Genomic DNA, 21,705 nt, shown 5'->3' on the forward strand with positions numbered 1-21,705 from the left:
CACGACCGGCTCACACGTCCAGGTCGACCACCACGGGCGCGTGGTCCGAGGCGCCCTTGCCCTTGCGCTCCTCGCGGTCGACGTAGGCGTCCGAGACGGCCTTGCCGAACGGCGCGTTGCCGTAGACGAGGTCGATGCGCATTCCGCGGTTCTTGGGGAAGGCGAGCTGGCGGTAGTCCCAGTACGTGTACGGCCGGTCGTACTTCAGCGGGCGGGGCATCACGTCCGCGAGGCCGGCCTCGCGCAGGGCGCCCAGGGCGGCGCGCTCGGCGGGCGTGACATGGGTGAGGCCCTCGAAGACGGCCGGGTCCCAGACGTCCTCGTCGGTCGGCGCGACGTTGAAGTCGCCGAGGACCGCGAACGGGCGGCTGCCCGCCGCGTCCTCGGCGACCGCGGCCTTCAGGGCCTCGAACCAGCCGAGCTTGTAGGCGTAGTGCGCATGGTCGACCTCGCGGCCGTTGGGAACGTAGACCGACCAGACGCGGGCCGGGCCGCAGGTCGCCGAGACGGCGCGGGGCTCCTGGACGCCCTCGTACTCCGGGCCGCCGGGCAGTCCCTTGACCACGTCCGTCAGGCCGACCTTGGAGAGCAGGGCGACGCCGTTCCACCGACCGGTGGCGTTGACCGCGGCTTCGTAGCCCAGCTCGCGGAGCTGGTCGTAGGGGAACTGCTCGTCGGAGCACTTGGTCTCCTGGACGCACAGCACATCCGTGCCGGACTGCTCCAGCCAGGCCAGCAGCCTGGGGAGGCGAGCGGTGATCGAATTGACGTTCCAGGTCGCGATGCGCATGTCTGTAAACCTACCGCGCGGCACTGACAGTCAGCCCACCTCGGAGTGGGCGCCCGGGGTGAGGCGGCCGTGGTCGGTCCCGCCCAGCTTGTCGATCAAGCCGTCGTAGACCGGGCGGGCGTGGTCCGCCAGCAGGCTGTCGTGGATGTCGATGGCCCGGCGCGGGGCGACCGCGCGGACGTAGTCGATGATCTCGGCGACCTTGTTCCACGGCGCGTGGACCGGCAGTAGCAGGGTGTCGACGGTGCGGCCCTCGGGGACGGTCAGCGCGTCGCCGGGGTGGAAGACGGTGCCGTCCAGGAGGAAGCCGACGTTGGTGATGCGCGGGATGTCCGGGTGGATCACCGCGTGCAGCTGTCCGTGCACCTCGACGTCGAAGCCGGCGGCGGTGAAGGCGTCCCCCTCGCCGACGGTGTGCACCCGGCCCGGGAAGGCCGCCGAGATCTGGTCGGCGACGCTGGCCAGGGTCCAGATCTCGGCGGCCGGGTCGGCCTCCATGGCCCGGCGCAGGTGGTCCTCGTGGAAGTGGTCCGGGTGCTCGTGCGTCACCAGGATCGCGTCCGCGCCGACGGCCGCGTCCTCCTCGCTGAACACCCCGGGGTCGATGACCAGCGTCCGCCCGTCCTTCTCGATCCGGACGCAGGCGTGGGTCTTCTTGGTGAGTTCCATGGGGTCATCTTGCCGCGCCGGGACGGCCGCCCGGGCGAGCTGTGGACAACCGCCGGGGAGCCGTGCGGACCCCGCCCCCGCCCTCACGCCTCCGGGGTCGTCTCCTCCTGTATGACCTTCTGGGCCACCGCGAAGGCGGAGTTGGCGGCCGGGACGCCGCAGTAGACCGCGGTGTGGAGCAGGATCTCCTTGATCTCCGCTGGCGTGAGGCCGTTGCGGAGGGCGGCGCGGGTGTGCAGGACGAGTTCCTCGTGGTGGCCGCGGGCGACCAGCGCGGTGAGGGTGATGATGCTGCGGGTACGGCGGTCCAGACCGGGCCGGGTCCAGGTCTCGCCCCAGGCGTAGCGGGTGATGAAGTCGTGGAAGTCGGCGTTGAAGTCGTCGGTGGCGGCCTCCACCCGGTCCACGTGCGCGTCGCCGAGCACCTCGCGGCGGACCTTGATGCCCTGCTCGTACGTGCCGCCGCGGACCTGGGCGGGCTGTGACAGGCCGGACTCGATGGCGGCCGGGGCGTGGGTCGGCATCGGCGGTGCGATCTGCGGCTTGGGGGCGGCCGCGCTGATGGCGGCCGGGCCGGGCTTGTCGTGCCAGGCGGTGCTGAAGTGGCGGATGAGCAGTTCGGAGACGGCCGCGGGCTGCTCGACGGGGGCCAGGTGCGAGGTGCCCGGGATCAGCGCCAGGCTCGCGTCCGGTATGCCGGCGACCAGGGTGCGGGCATCGGTGGTGGGCGTGACCTGGTCCTCGGCGCCGACGACGACCAGGGTGGGCACGCCCACCCGGCCCAGGGAGGACCGCACGTCGTAGGCGGCCAGTGCCTCGCAGGCCGCGATGTAGCAACCGGGGTCGGTGGTGCGCACCATCTGGACGGCCCATTCGACGATGGCCGTCTGGGCGGTGGCGAAGCCCGGGGTGAACCAGTGCTCGGGCGCGGTCCGGGCGATCGGGTCGAGACCGTTGGTGCGGATCACCACCCCGCGCTGACGCCAGGCGTCCGCGGTGCCGTAGCGCGGCGAGGAGGAGACCAGCGCGAGGGAGGTGACGCGGTGCGGGCGGGTGAGGGCCAGCTGGGTGCCGACGGCGCTGCCGATGTCACAGCCCGCGTAGCCGAACCGCTCCACGCCCAGGGCGTCGAGGGTGGTGACGAGCCGGTCGGCGAGTTCGGCGATGGAGCTCGCTGCGTGGGCGGGCGATCCACCGTGGCCGGGCAGGTCGAACCGGATGACGCGCCACTGGCGGGTCAGCTCGGGGATCTGCCGATCCCACATATGCCATGTTGTACCTAGTGCGGCGCCCAAAATCAGCACTGGGGCGTCTTCTGGCCCGTCAGAGCGGTATTGCAGGGTGCGCATCGGTGTCTCACTCACGCCCTGCACGCTCTCACATCTCACAATTTCTCACGCGCTTGGGTCTGATCCCCATGCAAGTCATCCCAGGTTGTGGCGGCTTCGCGAAGATCCTCCACGTCCGGCTTGACGTACCACTTCTTGGCATTTCGCACGTTTGCATGCCCCGGCAGCTGTGCCGGCAGGTGGGCGATACGGGGAGCGTCGTATCCGGCGTCGAGGACGATGAGGATCTCCGGGTCGTCCTTTGAGCGGTCCGGGCAGGTAGCCGCGTCCGGCCGCAGCCACGGCCCCGCCGCCTCACGCGCGACTACGCGGCTCTCCCGGCGCGATCCGACACCGCAGGATCAAACGCGATCCACAGGGTGAAACACCGGGAGAAACGCCGGGAGAAAACGACCTCTGACGAACTACCGGTAGTTGCCGGTCAGTTCACCGCCGCGACTGCGTTCGCTTGGTGGAGAAGCTGCTCCAGCTTCAGTTTCTGGGCTTGGAACATGGGGAGGAGCGCGGTCCGCTGCTCAGGGGAGAGCTCAGGGAGCCGCCGACCCAAGAGCCTGCAAGTGCTGAGCCATTCGACGAGCGCGGGGTCGGCGGTCCATCGCACGATCCGCTCCTGGATGTCGCCGAAGAACTGTATCCAGTCCAGGGCGGAGTCCGGGTGCCGCGAGGGTGCGCACAGTGCGTTCTTGGTGTCGTCGTCGGCGTAACCGGCCTCGACGTGAGCGGTGAGTGCGGCGCTGAACACCTGCTGGCAGGGAACCACCGCCTGCAACGTGATGCTTGCTCGGTCGAACACCGGCACCGTCGGCCGTCGCTCCAGGCCGTCGGCGGTGCAGTCGATGTAGAGGGCTCCGGCCTGCGCGGGAAGGGTGGCCTGGTCGAGTTCGATCGCGTTCTCGTCGATGCGCTTGACCCTGCCGTGGCGGACGATGTCGCCGATGCGGCGTAGTTGCTCCAGTTCGGCGCGGGCGACCGTCGCGCAGCGGTAGGCGGTCGGCTCGATGTCGGGCGACAGTCGCAGCAGCAGGCCGCTGTCCTCCAGCCGTGCGAACAGCTCTTGGACCGTGTGGGCGCCGGCCACGGCCTCGCGGCGGGCCGCTTCCGTTTCGAGGACGGAGGAGTTCCCGGGCTGGGTGTGGGCGCGGTCGATCAGCCAGGAGTCGCGGGGCATGATCCAGGTGATGTCGGAGGGATCGGTGCCGCGGCTGAGCAGCCACAGGCAGGCGTCGATGCCCGTCTTTCCCGCCCCGACGACGGTGTAGTGGGACGCCTGGTCCTGCAAGGCGGGCAGCTGGTTGGGGGTGATCAGGCGGACGCCGGAAGCGACCTCGTACTTGGGCGGGGCCATGGCCGGCACCGTGACGTTCATGTAAGTGGCGTCCACAGTGCGCCGTTTGACGGTCACCTCGAAGCCGGCCCCGCTGACGATGGAGTGGAAGCGCTGGACGTCCGGCCGCTGTGGATCCGGGCCGTCGTAGCTCGACTTGGGGAAGTAGGAGACCCGGCCGGTCGGCAGGAGTGTCTTGTGCATCACCTGGTCGAAGTAGGCCAGGATCTCGCCGGCGGAGGCCAGCTCGTGCATTCCGGCGTTCCAGCCGTCCCGGTCCACCGTGCCGCTGCCCAGCTCGCGGGAGTTGACGCCGTAGAAGGCCGACGGCTGGTGCAGGCGCACGAAGGGGTAGGCGACCGTCCAGTGACCACCGGGCTGGTCATAGCGGTCGACGATGGCCACCGTCGCGTCGGTTTCGGCGAGGAGGGTGTCGGCGAAGGCCATGCCCATGGCTCCGGCCCCGACGATCAGGTAGTCGACCTCGAAAACTGTCGGTTTCACCGCATGCCGTCCTTCCGTGGTTGCTTTTCGAAGGTGGGGAGCCGGCCGTACTCAGCGCGGCCGGTGGTTACTGGTGACACACCGCAGCAGAGCCACGGAGTGCGGGGGGGCGTCTCGTTCGCGCGATGTCCAGCCGCCAGGCTCAGCGCACAAGTCCGCAGCGGGACGGCATGGCTGCCGGGGCCGTTGACCACACGCGGTGGCTCACACCGGTGCGATCACGGCCGCACGCAGATCCGGGCCCTGCGAGGAGCGAGGCATCGGGCCCGGCGAGGAGCGCCTCGGGAGGTACGAAAGCGCTCAGGAACCGGAGGGGTTGAAGCCGGCAACATGCTCTTCCTCGGCGGTCGTGAGGGCGACCACCGGCATGTCCGTCAGTCCGGGGCGGACGCGCAGACCGTCCAGGACGATCGTCAGGCAGCGCCTCCACACCGCGCCTGAGACCGGCTGGGTGTGCTGGATCGCGCAGCTCACCATGTAGAAGATCAGGGGCAGATCGGTCGTCGCCAAGTCCGGGCGCAGCAGGCCGGCGTCCTGGGCACGACGCATGACCGCGTCGGCTGCGGGCAGGAACCTGCGGCGCGCCCGCGCTACCAGGGGACGGCCGCCGACCTCGGAGAACACCACTTCTCGCAGTCCGCGATCGGCCGCCATCAGTTCCAAGATCATGGTCAGTAGGTCGACGAACCCCGCCCACGGGTCGTCATTGGTCAGAGCCTGCTCGGCGGCCGCCGCCAAGGCGTCGACGCGCTCTTCGAACAGCTCGTTGATCAGCGCTTGTTTGTTGCCGAAAAGCCGGTAGGAAGTCGCCACTCCGACGCCGGCATGGCGGGCGATGTCGTCGAGGTTCACTCCCAACCCCCGGTCGGCGAAGACCTCCCGAGCGGCCTGGAGCGTGCGTTGCCGGTTGGCCTCGGCATCGCGTCTCAGGCGCCGTGCGCCACGGGACGCGGGGGAATCCGTTCCGTCCATGAGCGCACAGTAGCACTATCTGGAGTTGGCAACTCCAGTACGCGGTGACGGCACGGCGGGTGCTCGGCCCGGAGAAGCAGGATCCAGGCCGCGCCGATCCACGCCGGGCACCGTGGCGCGGACCCCTTCCCGGCGATCGCCTCGGCCGGCGACCCCGCCGGGCAGCGCATCGCGGGTCACGAACCGTCGGGAGCGCCGTCCAGCAGCCGAAGAACCGTGCCGGCGGGATCGTCCGGCAAGAGCAAGTAGCCTCCGGCAGGAGCAAGTCGCCTACAGCCGCGGCCGGTTGATCAGGCGGGAGAGCACGATCACGCTCTCGGTGCGGTCGATGACAGGGGCCGCACGGACCCGCTGAATGGCCTGCTCCAGGTGCGCGATGTCGGCCGCGAGCATGTGCAGCATCGCATCCGCCGCGCCGGAGACGGTGCACGCCTCGACGACTTCCGGGATCTCGTCCAGATTCCGTCGCAGTTCGGCGGGCGAAGGATTCCCCTTGCAGTACACCTCGACGAACGCCTCGGTCCGCCACCCCAGTGTCTGGGGGTCGATGAGCGCGGTGAACCCGCGAATTGCGCCCGTGGCAACGAGCCGGTCGAGTCGGCGCTTGGCAGCGGGCGCGGAGAGCCCGGCCGCTTCACCGATCTCGGCGTAGGTACTGCGGGCGTTCCGCAGAACGCAACGGATGATCTCTTCGTCGACAGCGTCCACGCCGCCACCTCCCGGGGAGAGAAGACCTCTACGGAGCGGAAGAAATCTCCACAGCAGCCTGAAATAAGCAAGAAATCGATGCCACAAGGAAAGAAATGGTGATTGTTTGCGCCCAGGCGCGAACATAGCATCCGTGGTCATTCGCTGAGCCGCAATGACGGGAGTGACCACATGACAGCAGTGCTCAGTGCCGAGGAGCGCGCTGCCCTGGACGAGATCGACGAGGCTGCCATCGCCCGGATGCTGCTGGAGCTTCTCGCGATTCCGAGCGTGACCGGGAGTGCCGCCGAGAGCGAGATGCAGCACCGGCTGGCCGGACAACTGGACCGGCTCGGCCTCGACGTCGACCTGTGGCCCGTGGACCTGCCCGCCGTGCGCGCGCACCCCGACTTCCCCGGGACCGAGGCACCGCGCGACGAGGCTTGGGGGCTCGTGGCGACCACCTCGGGCGGCGGTGACGGGCCGACCGTGATCCTTCAGGGGCACGTCGATGTCGTCCCGCCCGGCGACCTCCGGCAATGGGACGGCGACCCCTTCGTCCCGCGAGTGTCCGGGAACGTCGTCCATGGCCGCGGCGCCTGCGACATGAAAGCCGGGCTGGTCGCCAACCTCGCCGCCCTGGCGGCGATCCGCACCAGCGGAGCCAGGCTGCGCGGCCGGGTGGCGGTCCACTTCGTCGTCGGCGAGGAGGACGGCGGGCTCGGAGCCTTCGCCACCCTCCAGCGCGGACACTCCGGCGATGCGTGCATCATCACCGAGCCGACCAGCGGCACGCTGGTGACCGCGAACGCCGGCGCGCTGACCTTCCGCATCGAGGTCCCCGGCCAGGCCACACACGCGAGCACGCGCGACGCGGGAGTCAGCGCCATCGACGCGTACGTGCCCCTCCACCAGGCGCTCGCCCGCCTGGAAGCCCGGCGCAACACGGCGGCCGACCCGCTGATGGCGGAGTACCCCACCCCGTACGCACTCTCCGTCGGCACGCTCCGCGCGGGTGACTGGGCAAGCAGCGTGCCGGACCGGCTCTTCGCCGAGGGCAGGCTGGGCGTTGCCCTCGGCGAGGACCCGGCCGCGGCGGTCGCCCAATTCGAGACCTGCGTGGCCCGGGCATGCGCACAGGATCCCTGGCTGCGCGATCACCCGGCGATCGTGACCTGGCCCGGCGGCCGGTTCACGAGCGGCCGACTGCCCGCGGGCCATCCGCTCGGGGCTCTGGTCCGGGACGCGCACGCTGACGCGGTCGGCGGGCCGCGGGTGCGCGAACGCGGCGCGCCGTACGGAAGCGACCTGAGGCTTTACGCCGCGGCCGACATACCGACCCTCCAGTTCGGGCCCGGCGACGTGCGACTGGCCCACAGCACCCGGGAGCAGGTCCGCGTCCCCGAGATCGCCGCGGTGGCCCGCACCCTCGCACTCGCGGTGCTGCGCACCGTCGGCACCACATAGCGAACACACGACAGCAGCCAGCACATGGGAACGGCCATCAACTCCGGGCAGAACGCGGCCACTTGGCCGGGCGAACGGGTCATCCACGCCGAGCAGAACCAGTGCCCGATGCCCCGCCCACAGGAGACCAGACGCCCGATCCGCGCCCAAAGCCCGGACGGACGCGCAGCGAAAGGGACACCGCCATGACCTCAGCGGAGGTTGAGCAAGGCCAATTCAGTGACGAGGCCGCCGAAACCGTGCCGGAAGAGGGCTATCGGCGCGGGCTCAGTGCTCGCCAGATTCAGATGATGGCCATCGGAGGCGCGATCGGCACCGGGCTCTTCTACGGCTCCGGCACAGGCATCGCCATGGTCGGGCCGAGCCTCGTGGCGTGTTACGCCGCCGCAGGCATCGTCATCTTCCTCATCATGCGGGCGTTGGGTGAGCTCCTCACCTATCGCCCCACCTCAGGCAGTTTCGCCGACTACGCACGCGAGTTCTGCGGCCCGTTCGCAGGCTTCGTCACCGGCTGGTCGTACTGGGCCTCCTGGGTCGCCTCCTGCATGGCCGAGGTGACCGCCGCCGGCCACTACATCGCTTTCTGGTGGCCCGCCGTCCCGGTCTGGGCCACGGCCGCGGTGGCCATGGGCGTGCTGCTCATCGCGAACCTGGTGTCCGTCGAGGTCTTCGGCGAGCTGGAGTTCTGGTTCTCCACCGTCAAAGTCGTCGCGATCACCGCGCTGATCGTCATCGGCATCGGCGTACTGACCTTCGGTTTCTCCTCCCTCGGGCACACCGCCTCCGTCCGGCACCTGTGGGCCGACGGGGGATTCGCACCGCACGGCGCCTGGCAGTCCATGCTCGCCATGCAGGGCGTCGTCTTCGCCTATCTGGGCGTCGAACTCGTCGGCCTCACCGCCGGCGAGGCCGAGAACCCCAAGCAGACCCTCCGCAAGGCGATCAACACGCTCCCGATCCGTATCGCCGTCTTCTACGTCGGCGCGCTGATCGTCCTGCTGTCCGTCCTCAGCTGGACCGAGTACACCCCCGGCGTCAGCCCCTTCGTCCAGGTCTTCGCCAACGTAGGCATCCCCGGAGCCGCCGGCATCATGAACTTCGTCGTCCTCACCGCCGCCCTGTCCGCCTGCAATTCCGGAATCTATTCCGCCGGCCGGATGCTCCGCGGTCTGGCCGTCAACGGCGAGGCCCCACAAGCCCTGACGAAACTCAGCGACCGCCAACTTCCCGTACCCGCAGTGATGCTGTCCATCCTGGTCATGGCCGTCGGCGTCGTCATCAACGTCGTCTCCCCCGACAAGGCGTTCGTCTACATCACCTCGGTCAGCGCGTGCGCCGGACTGTGGACATGGTCCGTGATCCTCGCCGCGCACCTGCGCTACCGGTCCAAGGCACGCGCCGGACTCCTGCCCACCGTCGACTTCCGTCTGCCCGGCGCCCCGGTCACCAACTGGATCGCCCTCGCCTCGCTCGCCTTCGTCGTCGTACTGATGGCCACCTCCAGCGACACCCGGCTCGGTCTGTACGTATGGGCCGTGTGGTTCACCGCACTCACGATCGGCTACCAGGCCGTCAAACGGCGCACCCTTCAGTCGGCTTCCGCCCTCCCCTAGGGACGACTAGGGGCGACGGCCCCCGGGTGCGTCGTCGGCGTTCACTCGGGGCGAGCTGGTGGTGTGCGGGGCACTGCCGAGGTGGCGCGTCTGCCTGCGCAACGTCGGCGCACACCGCTGCGACGTCCCAGGTCACACACTGGTCGAGGGCAGCGTTCGGTGCCCAGCGGCTTACCCGCCGCTGGGCACCGCGACCTTGAGCACGACGCGCACTGCCCGAGTCCGGTGCCCGTCGATGGCCAAGACGCCGACGGCTACCGGGATGTCGTTGTGCGGCGCGGCCGGGTGTTGCGGGCTCAGACGTGGTTGATCAGCCACGCAGTCAGTTCGGGGCGCGGTTCGCTGTGGGGCGAGTTGTCGTCGGCGCAGCGGAAGGCGTCCAGGCCGAAGGGGCCCGCGTCGGGGTCGGACAGGTCGGTGAAGAAGTCCACGTCCTCCCAGTGGAGTGGGTCGTGGTGGAGTGCGGTCGCGCTGACGGACGGGACGAAGCAGGTGTAGTCGAAGCGCGGGTCGATCTCGATGTCCAGTTTCTCGGCGACCAGGCCGAAGGAGGCGAGGGTGCCGCCCGGGGCGCCGTCCAGCGCCGGGACGTTCGTGGTCGAGCTGCGCCGGACCGCCAGGGCGATGTGCATTCCGCCGATGCGCTGCTTGTCGCCCCGGTCGGGTTGGATGCGGGCCGTGGCGCTCGCGACGTTGAGCTCCTTCTTGTACTCGAAGGCGATCTCACCAGGCGTCAGTTTCAGTCCCGTGCCGGCCCCGTGGCCGTTGGCGACACCGATCCTGGTCATGTCCGTGGGGAAGTTGCCGACGGCGGCCAGGTCCTTGAGGAACTGGGTGCGCAGCGGGCTGGCGGTGGCCACGGGGCCCTTGTACTTGGAGTTCTCCACCCATGCCCACAGGAGCTGCTGGGCGGCGGGGCTGCGCAGGAGTTCGGCCTGCTTGGGTTCGCCGGGCTCCACCTCGGTGTAGTCCTCGAAGAAGTGGGCCATCTGCTGGAGGATCAGGGGAATCCAGGCACCGAGGTGGGGGGTGTCCCAGGAGAAGTAGGTGCGGGTCTCGGGGTCGTCGCCGTTGTGCTGCATACGTGCGAGCGCGTAGCGGGTGATCATTCCGCCCATGCTCACCCCGCCGACGACCAGCTTGTGGTCGCCCTCGCGCTCGGCGATCGCCCGCTCGATGCATGCGGTGGCGACGCCGGCGTTGGCCTGGATGTAGGTGTGGCGCTCGTCGAAGCCCAGCAGGATCACGTCGTGGCCGGCCTCGCGGAGTGAGGTGAGGAACCGGCCCCCCTCCTGCTTGTCGAAGAACGTCCACAGCCCGTCGAGGTCGCTGGGCCCGTAGTTGAATCCGTCCGCGAAGATCAGCGGTCGCTGGATGCGGCGGCGGCCGTCGGTGGCGAGGTAGACGTGGGCGGTGCCGGTCGCGGTGGTGTCCTCGTAGGGGTACGAGCCGCGCAGCGTCCACGTGAAGTCCGGTCGCGGTGCTTCGCCGGGGCCGGTGAGCGGGGTGGCGAACCAGATGTCACGGGGCAGCTCCGCCGCCAGTGCGGTGAGCTGTTCCGGTGACGCCTCCTGGAGTCCGTCCAGGAGGCTGAAGCTGACGTGGATCTCGGCGGTCTTTGCCATGAGTGAGTCCTCCGTTCGGTCCCGCGCCAGCCTGGGCGCGGGAGAGGGCGACGGCAACCCGTGGCGGAGTCACGGGCGCGTCCCAGCGCCCAGGGCTCAGGACCGGCCCAAGGCTCAAGGATGCGCACGGTCAGTGATCAACCGTGCGCACGTCGCGATTGTGCGGCAGGCGACGCGGCGGCGCGAGAGCACGCGCCGCAATTCCCGATCGGACAGCGCGGGACGGCGCAATGGAGGCGGAGGGTCCCGGCATCCCACTTGCGGCCGCCGAGCCGCGGCGGGATCGCCGGACAGGGGCGCGAAGCCGTGGCCGACCACATCACCGCCGATGCACTCGCGGCAAGCCCCACCATCGTCGACGCGCCGACGCCGGCTCGAAGGCCGGTCGCCGAAAGCCTGCAACGCGTCGAACCCACCCTGTTGGACGCCGAGGACACCGAACGCTGCGGGGCGTCCCCCGGCGACCCCGCGCCGGCCATCACCGGCATCGCCTACGACGCGGACCACGTCCCCGTCGACGCCTACGCCCTGACGGCCATCACGGGTTACGGCATCGGTCTCCACTTCACCCGCGTGGAACCAGCGTCATGAACCCCGAGGCCGTTCAGGCGTCCGGTCGCGCGAAACCGTCCCAACTACCGCCGAGGTCCGCCAGTATTGACGGAGCGTCAGCAATTGGACCTCACCGACGACGCGCGGAATCCGTTCGAAGACGCACCCAGGACGACCCGACGGAAAACCGGCCCGATCCCGGTTCGGCACCCGCTCCCACCACCTCATCGACTCCGACAAGCAACAAGCCGACAGAGGCGGTACCCAGGCCGGACGCTGCGCGCCGCCGTAGCCCGCACGGACAGAAGCCCCGCCGGCGGGGCTTCGTTGTCTCGCGCGCTCTCACGCCGATCTCACCGACTGGGCGGACTCCCCCGGACACGGCGCTCTGTCCTGACACCCGGGCCAGGAAGCGGTGGTCACAGTCAGAACTGCACGGTCGAAACGGTGTAGACGACCGGGTGCCCGGGTTCGTCCTCGCTGACCACGATCCGCTGGGAGGGCTGCGGCGCCGGCCGGTTGACCGCGACGCCCTGCCAGGGCCAGTCGGCTTGGAAGTCCCAGCCGACCTTGGCGGCCTGGTCCGGCGGGATGGTGATCGCGCCCTTCTTGAGGGCGGCGGTGCTGGTGCCGACGGCCGCGAGGTACTGCGTCAGGCCCCAGTCATTGGTCCGGAACTGCACGAACAGCGAACTGGTCTGCCAGGAGTTGGTCTCGTAGTAGTAGACCGGGGTGGAGCCGATCGGTACCGGGACGTCGTAGATCCGCTGCTGGAGCTTGGTGGGGAAGGCGTTGGTCAGGCCGGTGGCGGCGGCCTCGGACTCCTTGTCCGAGCCGCTGTCCCGGCTCTGCTCGGCGGAGATGACGAAGTAGCCGGCCGGGATCGTGATCAGCAGGAAGATGACCAGCGCCATCAGGAAGGGCCGGCGGGTCCGGGGGCGGGTCTGGGCGCCCGGGTGGTGGTCGTCGTGCATGGCTGGGGGATCCGGTTCGGTCATCGGCGGCCCGACCGTTCGTAGCGCTCGTAGCGCTCCGCACGGCGGCGGTTGGCGCGCCGGAAGCGGCGGGCCACCAGCCGGGCGAGGTCGGCGGCGCCGACCATCCCGGCCTCGGGGCCCAGCTGGGCCTTGGCGATGGTGGCCTCGGGGCGGTAGCCGCGGCCGGTGAGGTGGCGCCGGAAGGCGTCCCGGGCCGGGCCGATCAGCAGGTCGTCGGCGGCGCTGACGCCGCCACCGATGACGAAGCAGGACGGGTCGAGGGCGGCGGCGAGGTTGGCGATGCCGACGCCGAGCCACTGGCCGATGTCCTGGAGGAGTTCGACGCACATCGCGTCGCCCTCCCGGGCCAGCTCGGTGATCAGCGGGCCGGTGATGTCGCCGACCCGCCCGCCGACCCGCTCGATGATGTTGTACGCGACCGGGGAGTCGGCGGCCGCCAGCTCCCGGGCCTCGCGGACCAGGGCGTTGCCGGAGCTGTACTGCTCCCAGCAGCCGCGGTTGCCGCACGGGCAGCGGTGGCCTCCGGGAACCACCTGCATGTGGCCGAATTCGCCGGCCACCCCGTACTTGCCGCGCTTGACGGCGCCGTCCTCCAGGATGGCGCCGCCGATGCCGGTGCCGAGCGTGATCATGACGAGGTGGTCCTCGCCGCGGCCGGCGCCGAAGCGCCACTCCGCCCAGGCAGCGGTGTTGGCGTCGTTGTCGACCATGACCGGGACCGCCAGCCGGTCGGCGAGGCGGTCCCGAAGCGGCTCGTTGCGCCAGTTCAGGTGCGGGGCGAAGAGCACCCGGGAGCGGTCGGCGTCCACCCAGCCGGCCGCGCCGATACCGACCGCGTGCACGTCGTGCCGGTCGGAGAGGTCCAGCACCAGCTCGGTGATGGTGTCCTCGACGACCTTGGGGCTCTTGGACTTGTCCGGCGTCTCGGTGCGGACCTTCTCCAGGATGGTGCCGTCGGCGTCGACCACGCCGGCCATCACCTTGGTGCCGCCGATGTCGATGCCGACGGTGGGCACCCGGGGGGCGGTCAGGTGGGAGCGGCGCTCTCTGGCGCCGACGGTGCGGAGGACGGTGGCGCGGTGTGCCCGGTCCCGGTACATGCTCATCGGATCACCCCTCGGACCTGGTCGCCGGTAGGGCTGCCGGGGCGGCGGCCGGGACAGCCGGAGCGGCTGCCGCTACGGTCTCGGCGGCTACGTGCGCGCAAGAGTCGTCTCGTCCCTGCGGGTATCGGGGAGGCCGGGGCCTCGGTGGATGGTCCGGTGCGATTGTGCATCACCCGCGCCGTCCGGCGCACCGCGATGCGGGGCGCCGCACCCCGCGGTGGCCGGGAGCCGGTGCGGGGCGCGGCGCGGGTTCACTCGGGCCGGTGACCGCCGGGGAACTCCGTCGGGCCGGTGCGGGCCAGTTCGTGGCTGAGTTGTTCCAGCTCGCTGCCGCCCGCCATCTGGCGGGTCAGCTCCTCCAGGGCAATCTCCGACTTGAGGTGGCTGCCGGCCATCGTGCCTCGCTTGAGCAGGACGAAGCGGTCGCCGACGAGGTAGGCGTGGTGCGGGTTGTGGGTGATCAACACCACGCCGAGTCCGGCGTCCCGGGCGGCCGCGACGTACTTGAGCACCACGCCGGACTGCTTGACGCCGAGCGCCGCGGTCGGCTCGTCCAGGACGAGGACCTTGGCGCCGAAGTAGACGGCGCGGGCGATGGCGACGCACTGTCGTTCGCCGCCGGAGAGGGTGCCGATGGGCTGGTCGACGTCGCGCAGGTCGATGCCCATCCGCAGCAGCTCGGCGCGGGTGGTCTCGCGCATGGTGCGCACGTCGAGCCGTCGGAACGGGCCGACGCCGGTGGTCGGCTCCGAGCCGAGGAAGAAGTTCCGCCACACCGGCATCAGGGGCACCACGGCCAGGTCCTGGTAGACGGTGGCGATACCGCGGTCCAGGGCCTCGCGCGGGGAGCCGAGCCGGGTCTCCTCGCCCTCGATGCCGAAGGTGCCGGCGTCGTGCTGGTGCAGCCCCGCGATGATCTTGATGAGGGTGGACTTGCCGGCGCCGTTGTCGCCGAGGACGCACGTGATCTCGCCCGCGTGCACCTCCAACGTCACGCCCGTCAGCGCTTTGACGCTGCCGTAGAACTTGCTGACGTCATGGAGTTCGATCAGCGCCGTCATGAGGTGGCCTCCGCCCGCTTGCGGACCCAGGCGTTCAGGAGTGTGGCGAGCAGCAGCATCGCGCCGAGGAAGAACTTGTACCAGTCCGGGTTCCACTGCGCGTAGACAATGCCCTTGCTGGCCATGCCGAAGATGAACGCGCCGACCGCGGCGCCGATCGCCGAGCCGAAGCCGCCGGTCATCAGGCAGCCGCCAACCGCCGCCGCGATGATGTAAAGGAACTCGTTGCCGACGCCGTCGCCGGACTGGATCGCGTCGAACGAGAACAGCAGGTGCTGGCCCGAGATCCAGGCGGCGAACGCGACGCCCATGTAGAGGCCGATCTTGGTGCGGGTGACCGGGACGCCGACCGCCCGGGCGGCGTCCGCGTTACCGCCCACCGCGAAGATCCAGTTGCCGGCCCGGGTCCGCAGCAGGACCCAGGTGGCGAGCGCGACCAGCACCAGCCACCACACGATGGTGATCTGGATGTCGACGCCCCCGATGGTCAGGTGCGAGGCGAAGACCGCACGGGCGGAGTCGAAGCCCTCCATATCGGCGATGGACTTGGTCGAGACGGTGCCGCTGATCAGCTTGGTGAAGCCCAGGTTGAGGCCGGTCAGCATGAAGAAGGTGCCCAGGGTGATGACGAAACTGGGCAGCTTCGTCCGGGTCAGCAGCACCCCGTTGAGGACGCCGATGCCCAGCGTGACCAGCAGCGACACCCCGACACCGACCCAGGTGTTGGCGGTCATCTGGTAGCTGAACATCGACGAGATCAACGCCGAGCTGACCACCATGACGCCGGCCGACAGGTCGAACTCACCGCCGATCATCAGCAGCGCCACCGGTACGGCCATGATGCCGATCGTCGAGGACGCGTACAGGATCGTGGAGAGACTGGCGGGCCGCAGGAACGGTTCGGCAATCAGCGAGAAGAAGACGAAGACCGCGATGGCGCCGACCACCGAGCCCAGCTCGGGGCGGCTCATCAGCCGGCGGGTCAGGGAACGGTGCAGCAGCCGCTCGTCGCCCGCGCCCTCGGACCGCGCGGGCTGCCGGGTCGGTGCGTCGGCGGTGCTCATCGGGTCCCCCGCTGCGTGTACTGCTGGAGCGCGGCGGCATCCTGCTTGGTGATCACCTGGGGTCCGGTGAGCACCGGCTTGCCGCCGCCGAGGACATCGGCGTTGTACTTGTACAGCCACAGCAGGTCGACCGCCTGGTAGCCCTGGAGGTAGGGCTGCTGGTCGACCGCGAAGCCCAGCGAGCCGTCCTTCAGACCGCTCGCGACCTGGGCGTTGAGGTCGAAGGTGTCGATCTCGGCCTTGCTGCCGGCCTGCTCCTTGGCCTTGACGGCGGTGGCGGCGAACGGCGCGCCGAGGGTGACCACGGCGTCGATGGACGGGTCGGCCTGGAGCTTGGACTCGATGGACGCCTGCACGTCGGGCATGTTGGTGCCGTCCACGTACAGCTTCTGCAGGTCTCCCTTGAACGTCTTCGCGGCCCCGTCGCAGCGCTGCTCGTGGCCGACGTTGCCCTGCTCGTGCAGGACGCAGAGGGCCTTCTTCTCCCCGCGCTTGGTCAGCTCCTCGCCGACCGCCTCGCCGGCCACCGTCTCGTCCTGGCCGATGTGGGTGAGCGCGCCGAACGCCTTGGACTCGTCGGCGCCGGAGTTCACCGTGATCACCGGGATACCGGCCTTCTCGGCCTTGAGGACGACGGCCTTCATGGCGTCCGGCTTGGCCAGCGAGACGATCAGCCCGTCGACCTTCTGGTCGATGTAGGACTGCACGAGCTCGCTCTGCCGCTGGGCCTCCTTGTCGTGCGCGTAGACGAAGTTGATGTTGTCCTTGTCGGCGGCCTGCTGGGCGCCCTTCTGCACGATGTCCCAGAACGTGTCGCCGTCTCCCGAGTGGGTGACCATCGCGAAGGTCCACCGGGGGGTGTGCACGACGGACTTGCCGCCGGCGGTCTGCGCGGCGCGCTCCTCCTCGGCTCGCTTGCCTCCGGTGCTGCTGCACCCCGCCAGGGAGGCGCCGAGTACCGCTGCCAGCACGGCGCCCACGACGCGTCCTCTTCTTCGAACCCTTGCCACGAGGACTTGCCCTTCCCGCTCTTGTCGCTGTCCCGGCTCTGTCTGCTGTCGCCGCGGTGCCGGCCGGCGGCCGGGCCGGGCAACCGACCAAGTATCCGTTACCGGCGTTCTGTACCGTTTCATGGGGTCCCGGCCCCGGTCGATCCGGACCGGGTGGTAAGGGTTCGCAGGGTTCCCGGCCGGCCCTTCGTGGGCCGGGCCGTGCTGGCGCAGATCATGGTGGGCCGCCTTCGCTCCCCGCCGCGGGATTGCGGCTGGAGGAGTTCTAACGGCGCGCGCCGAGCCGCGTCAATGGTTTGTCAGAACATTCTGACGAAAGGCAGTGGCGCGGTCCGGGCCCGCCGTCACCGTACGGCGTCGTGCGTCACGGCCTGACCAGCAGTTGGAACTCGAAGGCGTACCGGGTCGCCCGGTAGACGTGCGAGCCGAACTCCACCGCGCGGCCGGTGTCGTCGAAGGTGGTGCGCTCCATCGTGAGCAGCGGGGCGCCTTCGGGCTCGTCGAGCCGGGCGGCCTCCTCGGCGGTCGCCGCGCGGGCGCCGACCGTCTGGCGGGCGCTGTGCAGGGTGATCCCGGCCGCCCGCATCAGTCGGTAGAGGCCGGTCTCCTCCAGGTCGGCGGTCTCCAGCTTCAGCAACCCGGCGGGGAGGTGGTTGCGCAGGTGGGCGACCGGCTCGCCGTGGGTCAGCCGCAGCCGCTCGACCAGGGCGACCTCCGCTCCCTCGGCGATCCTCAGTGCGGCGGCGACCTCGGCGTCCGCCTCGGTGGTGGTGTTCAGCAGGACGCGGGTGGCCGGCTTCTGTCCGGCCGCCTCCAGGTCGTCGTAGAGGCTGCTGAGTTCCAGCGGGCGCTTGACCTGGCTGTGGACGACCTGGGTGCCGATACCGCGGCGGCGGACCAGCAGCCCTTTGTCGACCAGCGACTGGATGGCCTGGCGCACCGTGGGCCGGGACAGGCCGAGCCGGCCGGCCAGTTCGATCTCGTTGCCGAGCAGGCTGCCGGGGGCCAGCCGACCGTTCTCGATCGCGGCCTCCAGCTGCTGTGACAGCTGGAAATACAGCGGGACCGGGCTGTTCCGGTCCACGCTGAACTGGACGGGGCCCTCGGCGCCCGCGGCATCTGCATCGCGTTTCCCCACGCTCGCGAGCGTATCCGCCCGCACAGATGACGGGAAGTCCGGAGGTCACATTGTCCGGACAAGGACGGTCAGGGTGTCCTGAAGGGCGGGAAATCCCCGGCCGGGGCGGCGGGGAGCGGCGCCGAGCTACCAGGGCAGCGGGCGCCCGTCGCGGAAGAACCCGCCGGTGGGCCCGTCGTCGGGCAGCGTCGCCGCGGACAGGACGCTCGCCGCACCCGCCGCGACGGGACGGCCGCCCGGCCCGCCCATGTCGGTGGCCGCCCAGCCCGGACAGACCGCGTTGACCAGGACCCCGTCCGGGCGCAGCTCGGCCGCGAGCATCCTGGTCAGCGCGTTCAGCGCGGTCTTGGAGGCGGAGTACGCGGGGGTGCCGCCGCCCATGTTCGTCAGGGACGCGGCCTCGCTGGAGACGTTGACCAGCCGTGGGTGGGCCGAGGCGCGCAGCAACGGCGCGAAGGCGATGGCCATCCGCCACGGCCCGTACAGGTTGGTCTCGGCCGCCTCGCGCACCACCGTCAGATCGGCGGTGACGGCCCGCTGCCAGGTGTCGTAGGTGATCGCCGCGTTGTTGATCAGGACGTCCAGCCGGCCGAACGCCTCGGTGACCTCGGCCGCGGCGCGGGCGACGCTGCGGTCGTCGGTGACGTCCAGCGGGAGCGGGTGGACGTCGGCGGTACCGGCCTCGGCACGCAACTCCTCGGCCACCCGCCGGGCGGCGTCCGGGTCGCGCCCGGTGAGCAGCACGGTGTGGCCGCGGTCGGCCAGTTGGCGGCTCACCTCACGGCCGATGCCCCGGGTGGCGCCGGTGACCAGGGAGACGGGGGAGACCGGGGAGACGGGGGTGGAGTGCGCGGTGGGGGTGGCGGCTGAGGGCGGCACGGGGGCTCCTGACGGCGGGCGGGGGCGCGGGCGAGGGGCGTGCGGGTGGACGGTGGCAGTGGCTGTGACGGTGCGGAATACCTGGCCGGTCACCGGCGGGTGGTCACCGGCGCCGGCACTAGTCCGCCCGGACGGCCGCCGGAGCGTGCGGCGCGTCCGCGGCCGCCCGGCCCGCCGGATCCTTCGCCAGTGCCCGGATCCCGGCGGTCAGCAGCAGCGTGCCCAGCAACGGACCGGCCGCGGCGATCCCGACCGTCATGGGGATGCCGAGGTGGCCGGAGAGCACCCCGAACGACAGCGGCCCGACGGCGGCCCCCGCGAACAGCCCGCCCTGCATCGCCGCCCCGGCCCGGGCGCTCTCCCCGGGCAGCAGCCGCATGGTGGCGGCGAGCAGCAGCCCGGTCCAGCCCCAGCCACCGGCCACCGCGAGCAGCGCCCCGGCCACGAACGCCGCCGGGGTGCCCACGACGATCACCGCGAGGCCGACGGCGCCGGTGAGCATCATCACGGCGACGGTCCGCGGGATCCGGTGCGGCGCCCGGTCCGCCAGTCCGCCCGAGGCGAGGCGGACCGCGATGCCGAGCACGCTGGCCAGCATCTGGAGCGTCCCGGCGGTGGCGGCGGAGAACCCGGAGGCGGCGCCGATCTGGATGAAGTACGCCGCGCCGACGTTGTTACCGATGGTCGCCAGGGCCGCGGCGGCACTCCAGGCGACGACGATCCGGCCGACGGTGCGCGGCGCGGGGGCCGCGGCCGTCGGGGACCCCGCGGCGTCCCCCGGAAGCCCCGCATCCGCCACGGCCGGGCCGGCCCCCGCCGGGCGGGCCAGCGCCGCCGCGACCAGCGTCAGCAGGGCCAGTCCGGCCGCGGTCCACAGCGCGGGCCGCCACCCGTACGGCGCGCCGACCAGCGTCACCAGCAGGCCCGGCAGAAACGGTCCGGCGCCGAGGGAAGCGCCGAAGAGGCCGCCCGCGAAGGAGTGCCGCCCGGGGGCGATGTCGGCGGCGATGACCCGGGCCGCGACCGGCTGGGTGAAGGCGTTGCCGAGCCCGGCGAGGGCGAGCAGCAGGCAGAGCTGCCACTGCTGCCCGGCCACCGCCAGCCCGGCGAAGACCGCGGCCGTCAGCAGGCTGACGGCGCCGAGCACGGCCCGGACGGGCAGCCGCGGCACGATCCGGCGGGCCGCCGGGGCGCCCGCCGCGGTGCAGGCGAAGAAGCAGGTGACGGCGGCGCCGAAGGCGGTACCGGTCAGGTGCGGCGCGCCCGGCACCGGCGCCGCGAGGGCGGGCACCATCAGCCCCGGGGTGACGGCCGCGACGGTCACCACGACGGTGGCGACCAGCCGGCCCCAGTGGCTGCGGCGGGCGGGCGCCGCGTTCGCCGGCGGCGGCACGGGTGCCGGCGATTTCCCCAACGACGGGTCAGAGGAGGGGAGTTGCTGCGGGGGCGAGGAGTCCATGGGGTGATCCTGCAACCGGGCTCCGGTCCCCGTCCAAGACCTTTTCTGATAGCCAGGGGTTATGGACACCCACATCCGCGATCTGCGCTACTTCCTCGCCACGGCCGAGGAGTTGCACTTCACCCGGGCCGCCGAGCGGCTCTTCATCTCGCAGCCGGCACTGAGCAAGCAGATCCGCCAACTGGAGGAGGGCCTACGGGTCCGGCTCTTCCACCGCGACCGGCGCACGGTGACGCTGACCGCGGCCGGGGCCGCGCTGCTGCCCAAGGCGCAGGAGCTCGTCGGCCTCTGGGACGAGACCCAGCGGGCGGTGAGCGACGCGGCCGCCGCCGAGGCCGCCGAACTGACCCTGGGCGTCTCCACCAGTGTGGGCCGCGGGCTCCTCCCCGCCATCCGGGCGCGGTTCGCCGAACGCCGCCCCAACTGGCGCATCCGGGTCCGGCAGATCGCCTGGGACGACGGCTCCGCAGGGCTCGCGGACGGCACCGCCGACCTGGCGCTGCTGTGGCTGCCGTTCCCGGACCAGGAGGCGTTCGCCGTCGAGGTGGTGGCCACCGAGCCGCGCTGGGTGGCGCTGCCGGCCGGGCACCGGCTCGCGGACGCCACCGAGATACCGTTCGCCGAGCTGCTGGACGAGCCGTTCCTCGCGCTCCCGGAGAGCGCGGGCGCCCTGCGCGACCACTGGCTCGCGGTGTCCGAGCGGAACGGCCGGCCGGTACGGATCGGGGCCGTGGTGGCCGGTGCGGACGAGACGTTCGAGGCGGTGGAGGAGGGGCTGGGCGTGGTACTGCTCGCCGCCGGGAACGCCGCGATCTACCGGCGCCCCGGTGTGGTGGCCCGGCCGGTCAGCGGCCTGACCCCCAGCCAACTGGCGCTGGCCTGGCGCGCGGACGACCACCGGACGGTGCTGCGCGATGTCGTCGAAGCGGTCCGCGGGTCCCGGTCGGCCGCGTAACATCCGTGCACCGGCCCGGCCCGCCCGGTCACCGGTCCGTCGTACCCGGCTTGCCGAGGAGCCCCCGTGTCCGTGCGCCGCGTCGTCCCCGACCTCCACCTCGCCCCGGAAGGCGCCCCGGAGGCACTGGCCGACCACCGCGCCTTCTACGGCCTGCTCGGCTTCGAGGAGGTCATGAACCACGGCTGGGTGATGACGTTGGCCTCCCCCGCCAACCCCACCGCGCAGCTCACCTTCCTGACGCACGACGCGACCGCGCCGGTCGCTCCGGACCTGAGCATCGAGGTCGAGGACGTGGACGCCGCCTACGAGGCTGTCCGGGCCTCCGGCGCGCGGATCGTGCACCCGCTCCGGGACGAGGAGTGGGGCGTCCGCCGCTTCTTCGCCGAGGACCCGGACGGACGGGTGATCAACGTCCTGGGGCACGGGCGCCCGGCGGCCGACTGAACCCGGCCGCCCGGTCCGGCAGTTGCCCCCGGCCGC

General features: G+C 71.2%; 20 protein-coding genes. 5 read left to right on the forward strand and 15 right to left on the reverse strand.

The features are described 5' to 3' along the window. Positions 1-10: 10 nt before the first annotated feature. From ACFVT2_RS31275 to ACFVT2_RS31300, 6 genes are all read right to left on the reverse strand, one after another. On the reverse strand, positions 11-790 hold the full coding sequence (locus ACFVT2_RS31275) for an exodeoxyribonuclease III (RefSeq protein ID WP_390023278.1): 780 nt from the start codon (positions 788-790) through the stop codon (positions 11-13). A gap of 30 nt (positions 791-820) precedes the next feature. After that, positions 821-1,459 carry an MBL fold metallo-hydrolase gene (locus ACFVT2_RS31280; protein ID WP_390023280.1) on the reverse strand — a complete coding sequence of 213 codons (639 nt, stop codon included), beginning with the start codon at positions 1,457-1,459 and terminating at the stop codon, positions 821-823. Positions 1,460-1,542: 83 nt separating this feature from the next. Next, positions 1,543-2,823, reverse strand: a complete 1,281-nt coding sequence (gene pcaC / locus ACFVT2_RS31285) for a 4-carboxymuconolactone decarboxylase (protein WP_390023282.1) — start codon at positions 2,821-2,823, stop codon at positions 1,543-1,545. A 406-nt stretch (positions 2,824-3,229) separates the two neighbouring features. Next, positions 3,230-4,636 (reverse strand): NAD(P)-binding protein, encoded by a 1,407-nt coding sequence (locus ACFVT2_RS31290; RefSeq protein ID WP_390023285.1) that lies wholly within the window; start codon positions 4,634-4,636, stop codon positions 3,230-3,232. A gap of 300 nt (positions 4,637-4,936) precedes the next feature. Then, complete coding sequence (locus ACFVT2_RS31295) at positions 4,937-5,608, reverse strand: TetR/AcrR family transcriptional regulator (protein ID WP_390023287.1); 672 nt, start codon at positions 5,606-5,608, stop codon at positions 4,937-4,939. Between the two features lie 270 nt (positions 5,609-5,878). Beyond that, complete coding sequence (locus ACFVT2_RS31300; protein WP_390023290.1) at positions 5,879-6,316, reverse strand: Lrp/AsnC family transcriptional regulator; 438 nt, start codon at positions 6,314-6,316, stop codon at positions 5,879-5,881. 171 nt (positions 6,317-6,487) lie between these two features. Here ACFVT2_RS31300 and ACFVT2_RS31305 point away from each other — a divergent pair, with 171 nt between their 5' ends. Then, positions 6,488-7,762 carry an ArgE/DapE family deacylase gene (locus tag ACFVT2_RS31305; RefSeq protein ID WP_390023293.1) on the forward strand — a complete coding sequence of 425 codons (1,275 nt, stop codon included), beginning with the start codon at positions 6,488-6,490 and terminating at the stop codon, positions 7,760-7,762. Between the two features lie 185 nt (positions 7,763-7,947). Next, positions 7,948-9,375 carry an amino acid permease gene (locus ACFVT2_RS31310; protein ID WP_390023296.1) on the forward strand — a complete coding sequence of 476 codons (1,428 nt, stop codon included), beginning with the start codon at positions 7,948-7,950 and terminating at the stop codon, positions 9,373-9,375. A gap of 296 nt (positions 9,376-9,671) precedes the next feature. Here ACFVT2_RS31310 and ACFVT2_RS31315 read toward each other — a convergent pair whose 3' ends face one another. Further along, positions 9,672-11,000: a hypothetical protein gene (locus tag ACFVT2_RS31315; protein ID WP_390023297.1), complete on the reverse strand. Its 1,329-nt coding sequence runs from the start codon at positions 10,998-11,000 to the stop codon at positions 9,672-9,674. Positions 11,001-11,306: 306 nt separating this feature from the next. Here ACFVT2_RS31315 and ACFVT2_RS31320 point away from each other — a divergent pair, with 306 nt between their 5' ends. Beyond that, a complete protein-coding gene (locus ACFVT2_RS31320) occupies positions 11,307-11,591 on the forward strand; it encodes a hypothetical protein (protein WP_390023300.1) in 285 nt (94 codons plus the stop codon). Positions 11,592-11,977: 386 nt separating this feature from the next. On the opposite strand, the gene ACFVT2_RS31325 is transcribed toward ACFVT2_RS31320, so the two are convergent. The 8 genes from ACFVT2_RS31325 to ACFVT2_RS31360 all read right to left on the reverse strand — a co-directional run bounded on the left by ACFVT2_RS31325 (position 11,978) and on the right by ACFVT2_RS31360 (position 20,267). Continuing rightward, positions 11,978-12,550, reverse strand: coding sequence for a hypothetical protein (locus ACFVT2_RS31325; RefSeq protein ID WP_390023302.1), 573 nt, complete (start codon positions 12,548-12,550; stop codon positions 11,978-11,980). Beyond that, the gene (locus ACFVT2_RS31330; protein WP_390023305.1) at positions 12,547-13,656 is read right to left on the reverse strand and encodes an ROK family glucokinase; all 1,110 of its coding nucleotides are present in this window, start codon (positions 13,654-13,656) and stop codon (positions 12,547-12,549) included. The genes ACFVT2_RS31325 and ACFVT2_RS31330 overlap by 4 nt, the downstream gene beginning before the upstream one ends. Positions 13,657-13,907: 251 nt before the next feature. Next, the gene (locus ACFVT2_RS31335) at positions 13,908-14,717 is read right to left on the reverse strand and encodes an ATP-binding cassette domain-containing protein (protein WP_390023309.1); all 810 of its coding nucleotides are present in this window, start codon (positions 14,715-14,717) and stop codon (positions 13,908-13,910) included. Beyond that, positions 14,714-15,781 carry an ABC transporter permease gene (locus tag ACFVT2_RS31340; protein ID WP_390023312.1) on the reverse strand — a complete coding sequence of 356 codons (1,068 nt, stop codon included), beginning with the start codon at positions 15,779-15,781 and terminating at the stop codon, positions 14,714-14,716. Before ACFVT2_RS31340 ends, ACFVT2_RS31335 begins: the two co-directional genes overlap by 4 nt. Continuing rightward, positions 15,778-16,761: a sugar ABC transporter substrate-binding protein gene (locus tag ACFVT2_RS31345; RefSeq protein WP_390023315.1), complete on the reverse strand. Its 984-nt coding sequence runs from the start codon at positions 16,759-16,761 to the stop codon at positions 15,778-15,780. Before ACFVT2_RS31345 ends, ACFVT2_RS31340 begins: the two co-directional genes overlap by 4 nt. Before the next feature lie 394 nt (positions 16,762-17,155). Further along, positions 17,156-17,929, reverse strand: coding sequence for a GntR family transcriptional regulator (locus ACFVT2_RS31350; protein WP_390023317.1), 774 nt, complete (start codon positions 17,927-17,929; stop codon positions 17,156-17,158). A gap of 126 nt (positions 17,930-18,055) precedes the next feature. Then, positions 18,056-18,808, reverse strand: coding sequence for an SDR family NAD(P)-dependent oxidoreductase (locus ACFVT2_RS31355; protein ID WP_390023319.1), 753 nt, complete (start codon positions 18,806-18,808; stop codon positions 18,056-18,058). A 118-nt stretch (positions 18,809-18,926) separates the two neighbouring features. Next, positions 18,927-20,267, reverse strand: coding sequence for an MFS transporter (locus ACFVT2_RS31360; protein ID WP_390023322.1), 1,341 nt, complete (start codon positions 20,265-20,267; stop codon positions 18,927-18,929). Between the two features lie 61 nt (positions 20,268-20,328). On the opposite strand from ACFVT2_RS31360, the gene ACFVT2_RS31365 reads away from it, so the two are divergent. Beyond that, on the forward strand, positions 20,329-21,222 hold the full coding sequence (locus tag ACFVT2_RS31365; protein ID WP_390023324.1) for a LysR family transcriptional regulator: 894 nt from the start codon (positions 20,329-20,331) through the stop codon (positions 21,220-21,222). 66 nt (positions 21,223-21,288) lie between these two features. Beyond that, positions 21,289-21,669 carry a VOC family protein gene (locus ACFVT2_RS31370; protein ID WP_390023326.1) on the forward strand — a complete coding sequence of 127 codons (381 nt, stop codon included), beginning with the start codon at positions 21,289-21,291 and terminating at the stop codon, positions 21,667-21,669. Positions 21,670-21,705 lie beyond the last annotated feature (36 nt).

The sequence above is a fragment of the Streptomyces sp. NPDC058000 genome (genome assembly GCF_042886435.1).
Taxonomy (GTDB): Bacteria; Actinomycetota; Actinomycetes; order Streptomycetales; family Streptomycetaceae; genus Streptomyces.

What these genes read in the sequence shown, in the direction of transcription:
- ACFVT2_RS31275 (WP_390023278.1), bottom strand. Translation starts at nt 790, where the DNA reads ATGCGCATCGCGACCTGGAACGTCAATTCGATCACCGCTCGCCTCCCC.
- ACFVT2_RS31280 (WP_390023280.1), bottom strand. Translation starts at nt 1,459, where the DNA reads ATGGAACTCACCAAGAAGACCCACGCCTGCGTCCGGATCGAGAAGGAC.
- ACFVT2_RS31295 (WP_390023287.1), bottom strand. Translation starts at nt 5,608, where the DNA reads ATGGACGGAACGGATTCCCCCGCGTCCCGTGGCGCACGGCGCCTGAGA.
- ACFVT2_RS31305 (WP_390023293.1), top strand. Translation starts at nt 6,488, where the DNA reads ATGACAGCAGTGCTCAGTGCCGAGGAGCGCGCTGCCCTGGACGAGATC.
- ACFVT2_RS31310 (WP_390023296.1), top strand. Translation starts at nt 7,948, where the DNA reads ATGACCTCAGCGGAGGTTGAGCAAGGCCAATTCAGTGACGAGGCCGCC.
- ACFVT2_RS31315 (WP_390023297.1), bottom strand. Translation starts at nt 11,000, where the DNA reads ATGGCAAAGACCGCCGAGATCCACGTCAGCTTCAGCCTCCTGGACGGA.
- ACFVT2_RS31325 (WP_390023302.1), bottom strand. Translation starts at nt 12,550, where the DNA reads ATGACCGAACCGGATCCCCCAGCCATGCACGACGACCACCACCCGGGC.
- ACFVT2_RS31330 (WP_390023305.1), bottom strand. Translation starts at nt 13,656, where the DNA reads ATGAGCATGTACCGGGACCGGGCACACCGCGCCACCGTCCTCCGCACC.
- ACFVT2_RS31335 (WP_390023309.1), bottom strand. Translation starts at nt 14,717, where the DNA reads ATGACGGCGCTGATCGAACTCCATGACGTCAGCAAGTTCTACGGCAGC.
- ACFVT2_RS31340 (WP_390023312.1), bottom strand. Translation starts at nt 15,781, where the DNA reads ATGAGCACCGCCGACGCACCGACCCGGCAGCCCGCGCGGTCCGAGGGC.
- ACFVT2_RS31360 (WP_390023322.1), bottom strand. Translation starts at nt 20,267, where the DNA reads ATGGACTCCTCGCCCCCGCAGCAACTCCCCTCCTCTGACCCGTCGTTG.
- ACFVT2_RS31365 (WP_390023324.1), top strand. Translation starts at nt 20,329, where the DNA reads ATGGACACCCACATCCGCGATCTGCGCTACTTCCTCGCCACGGCCGAG.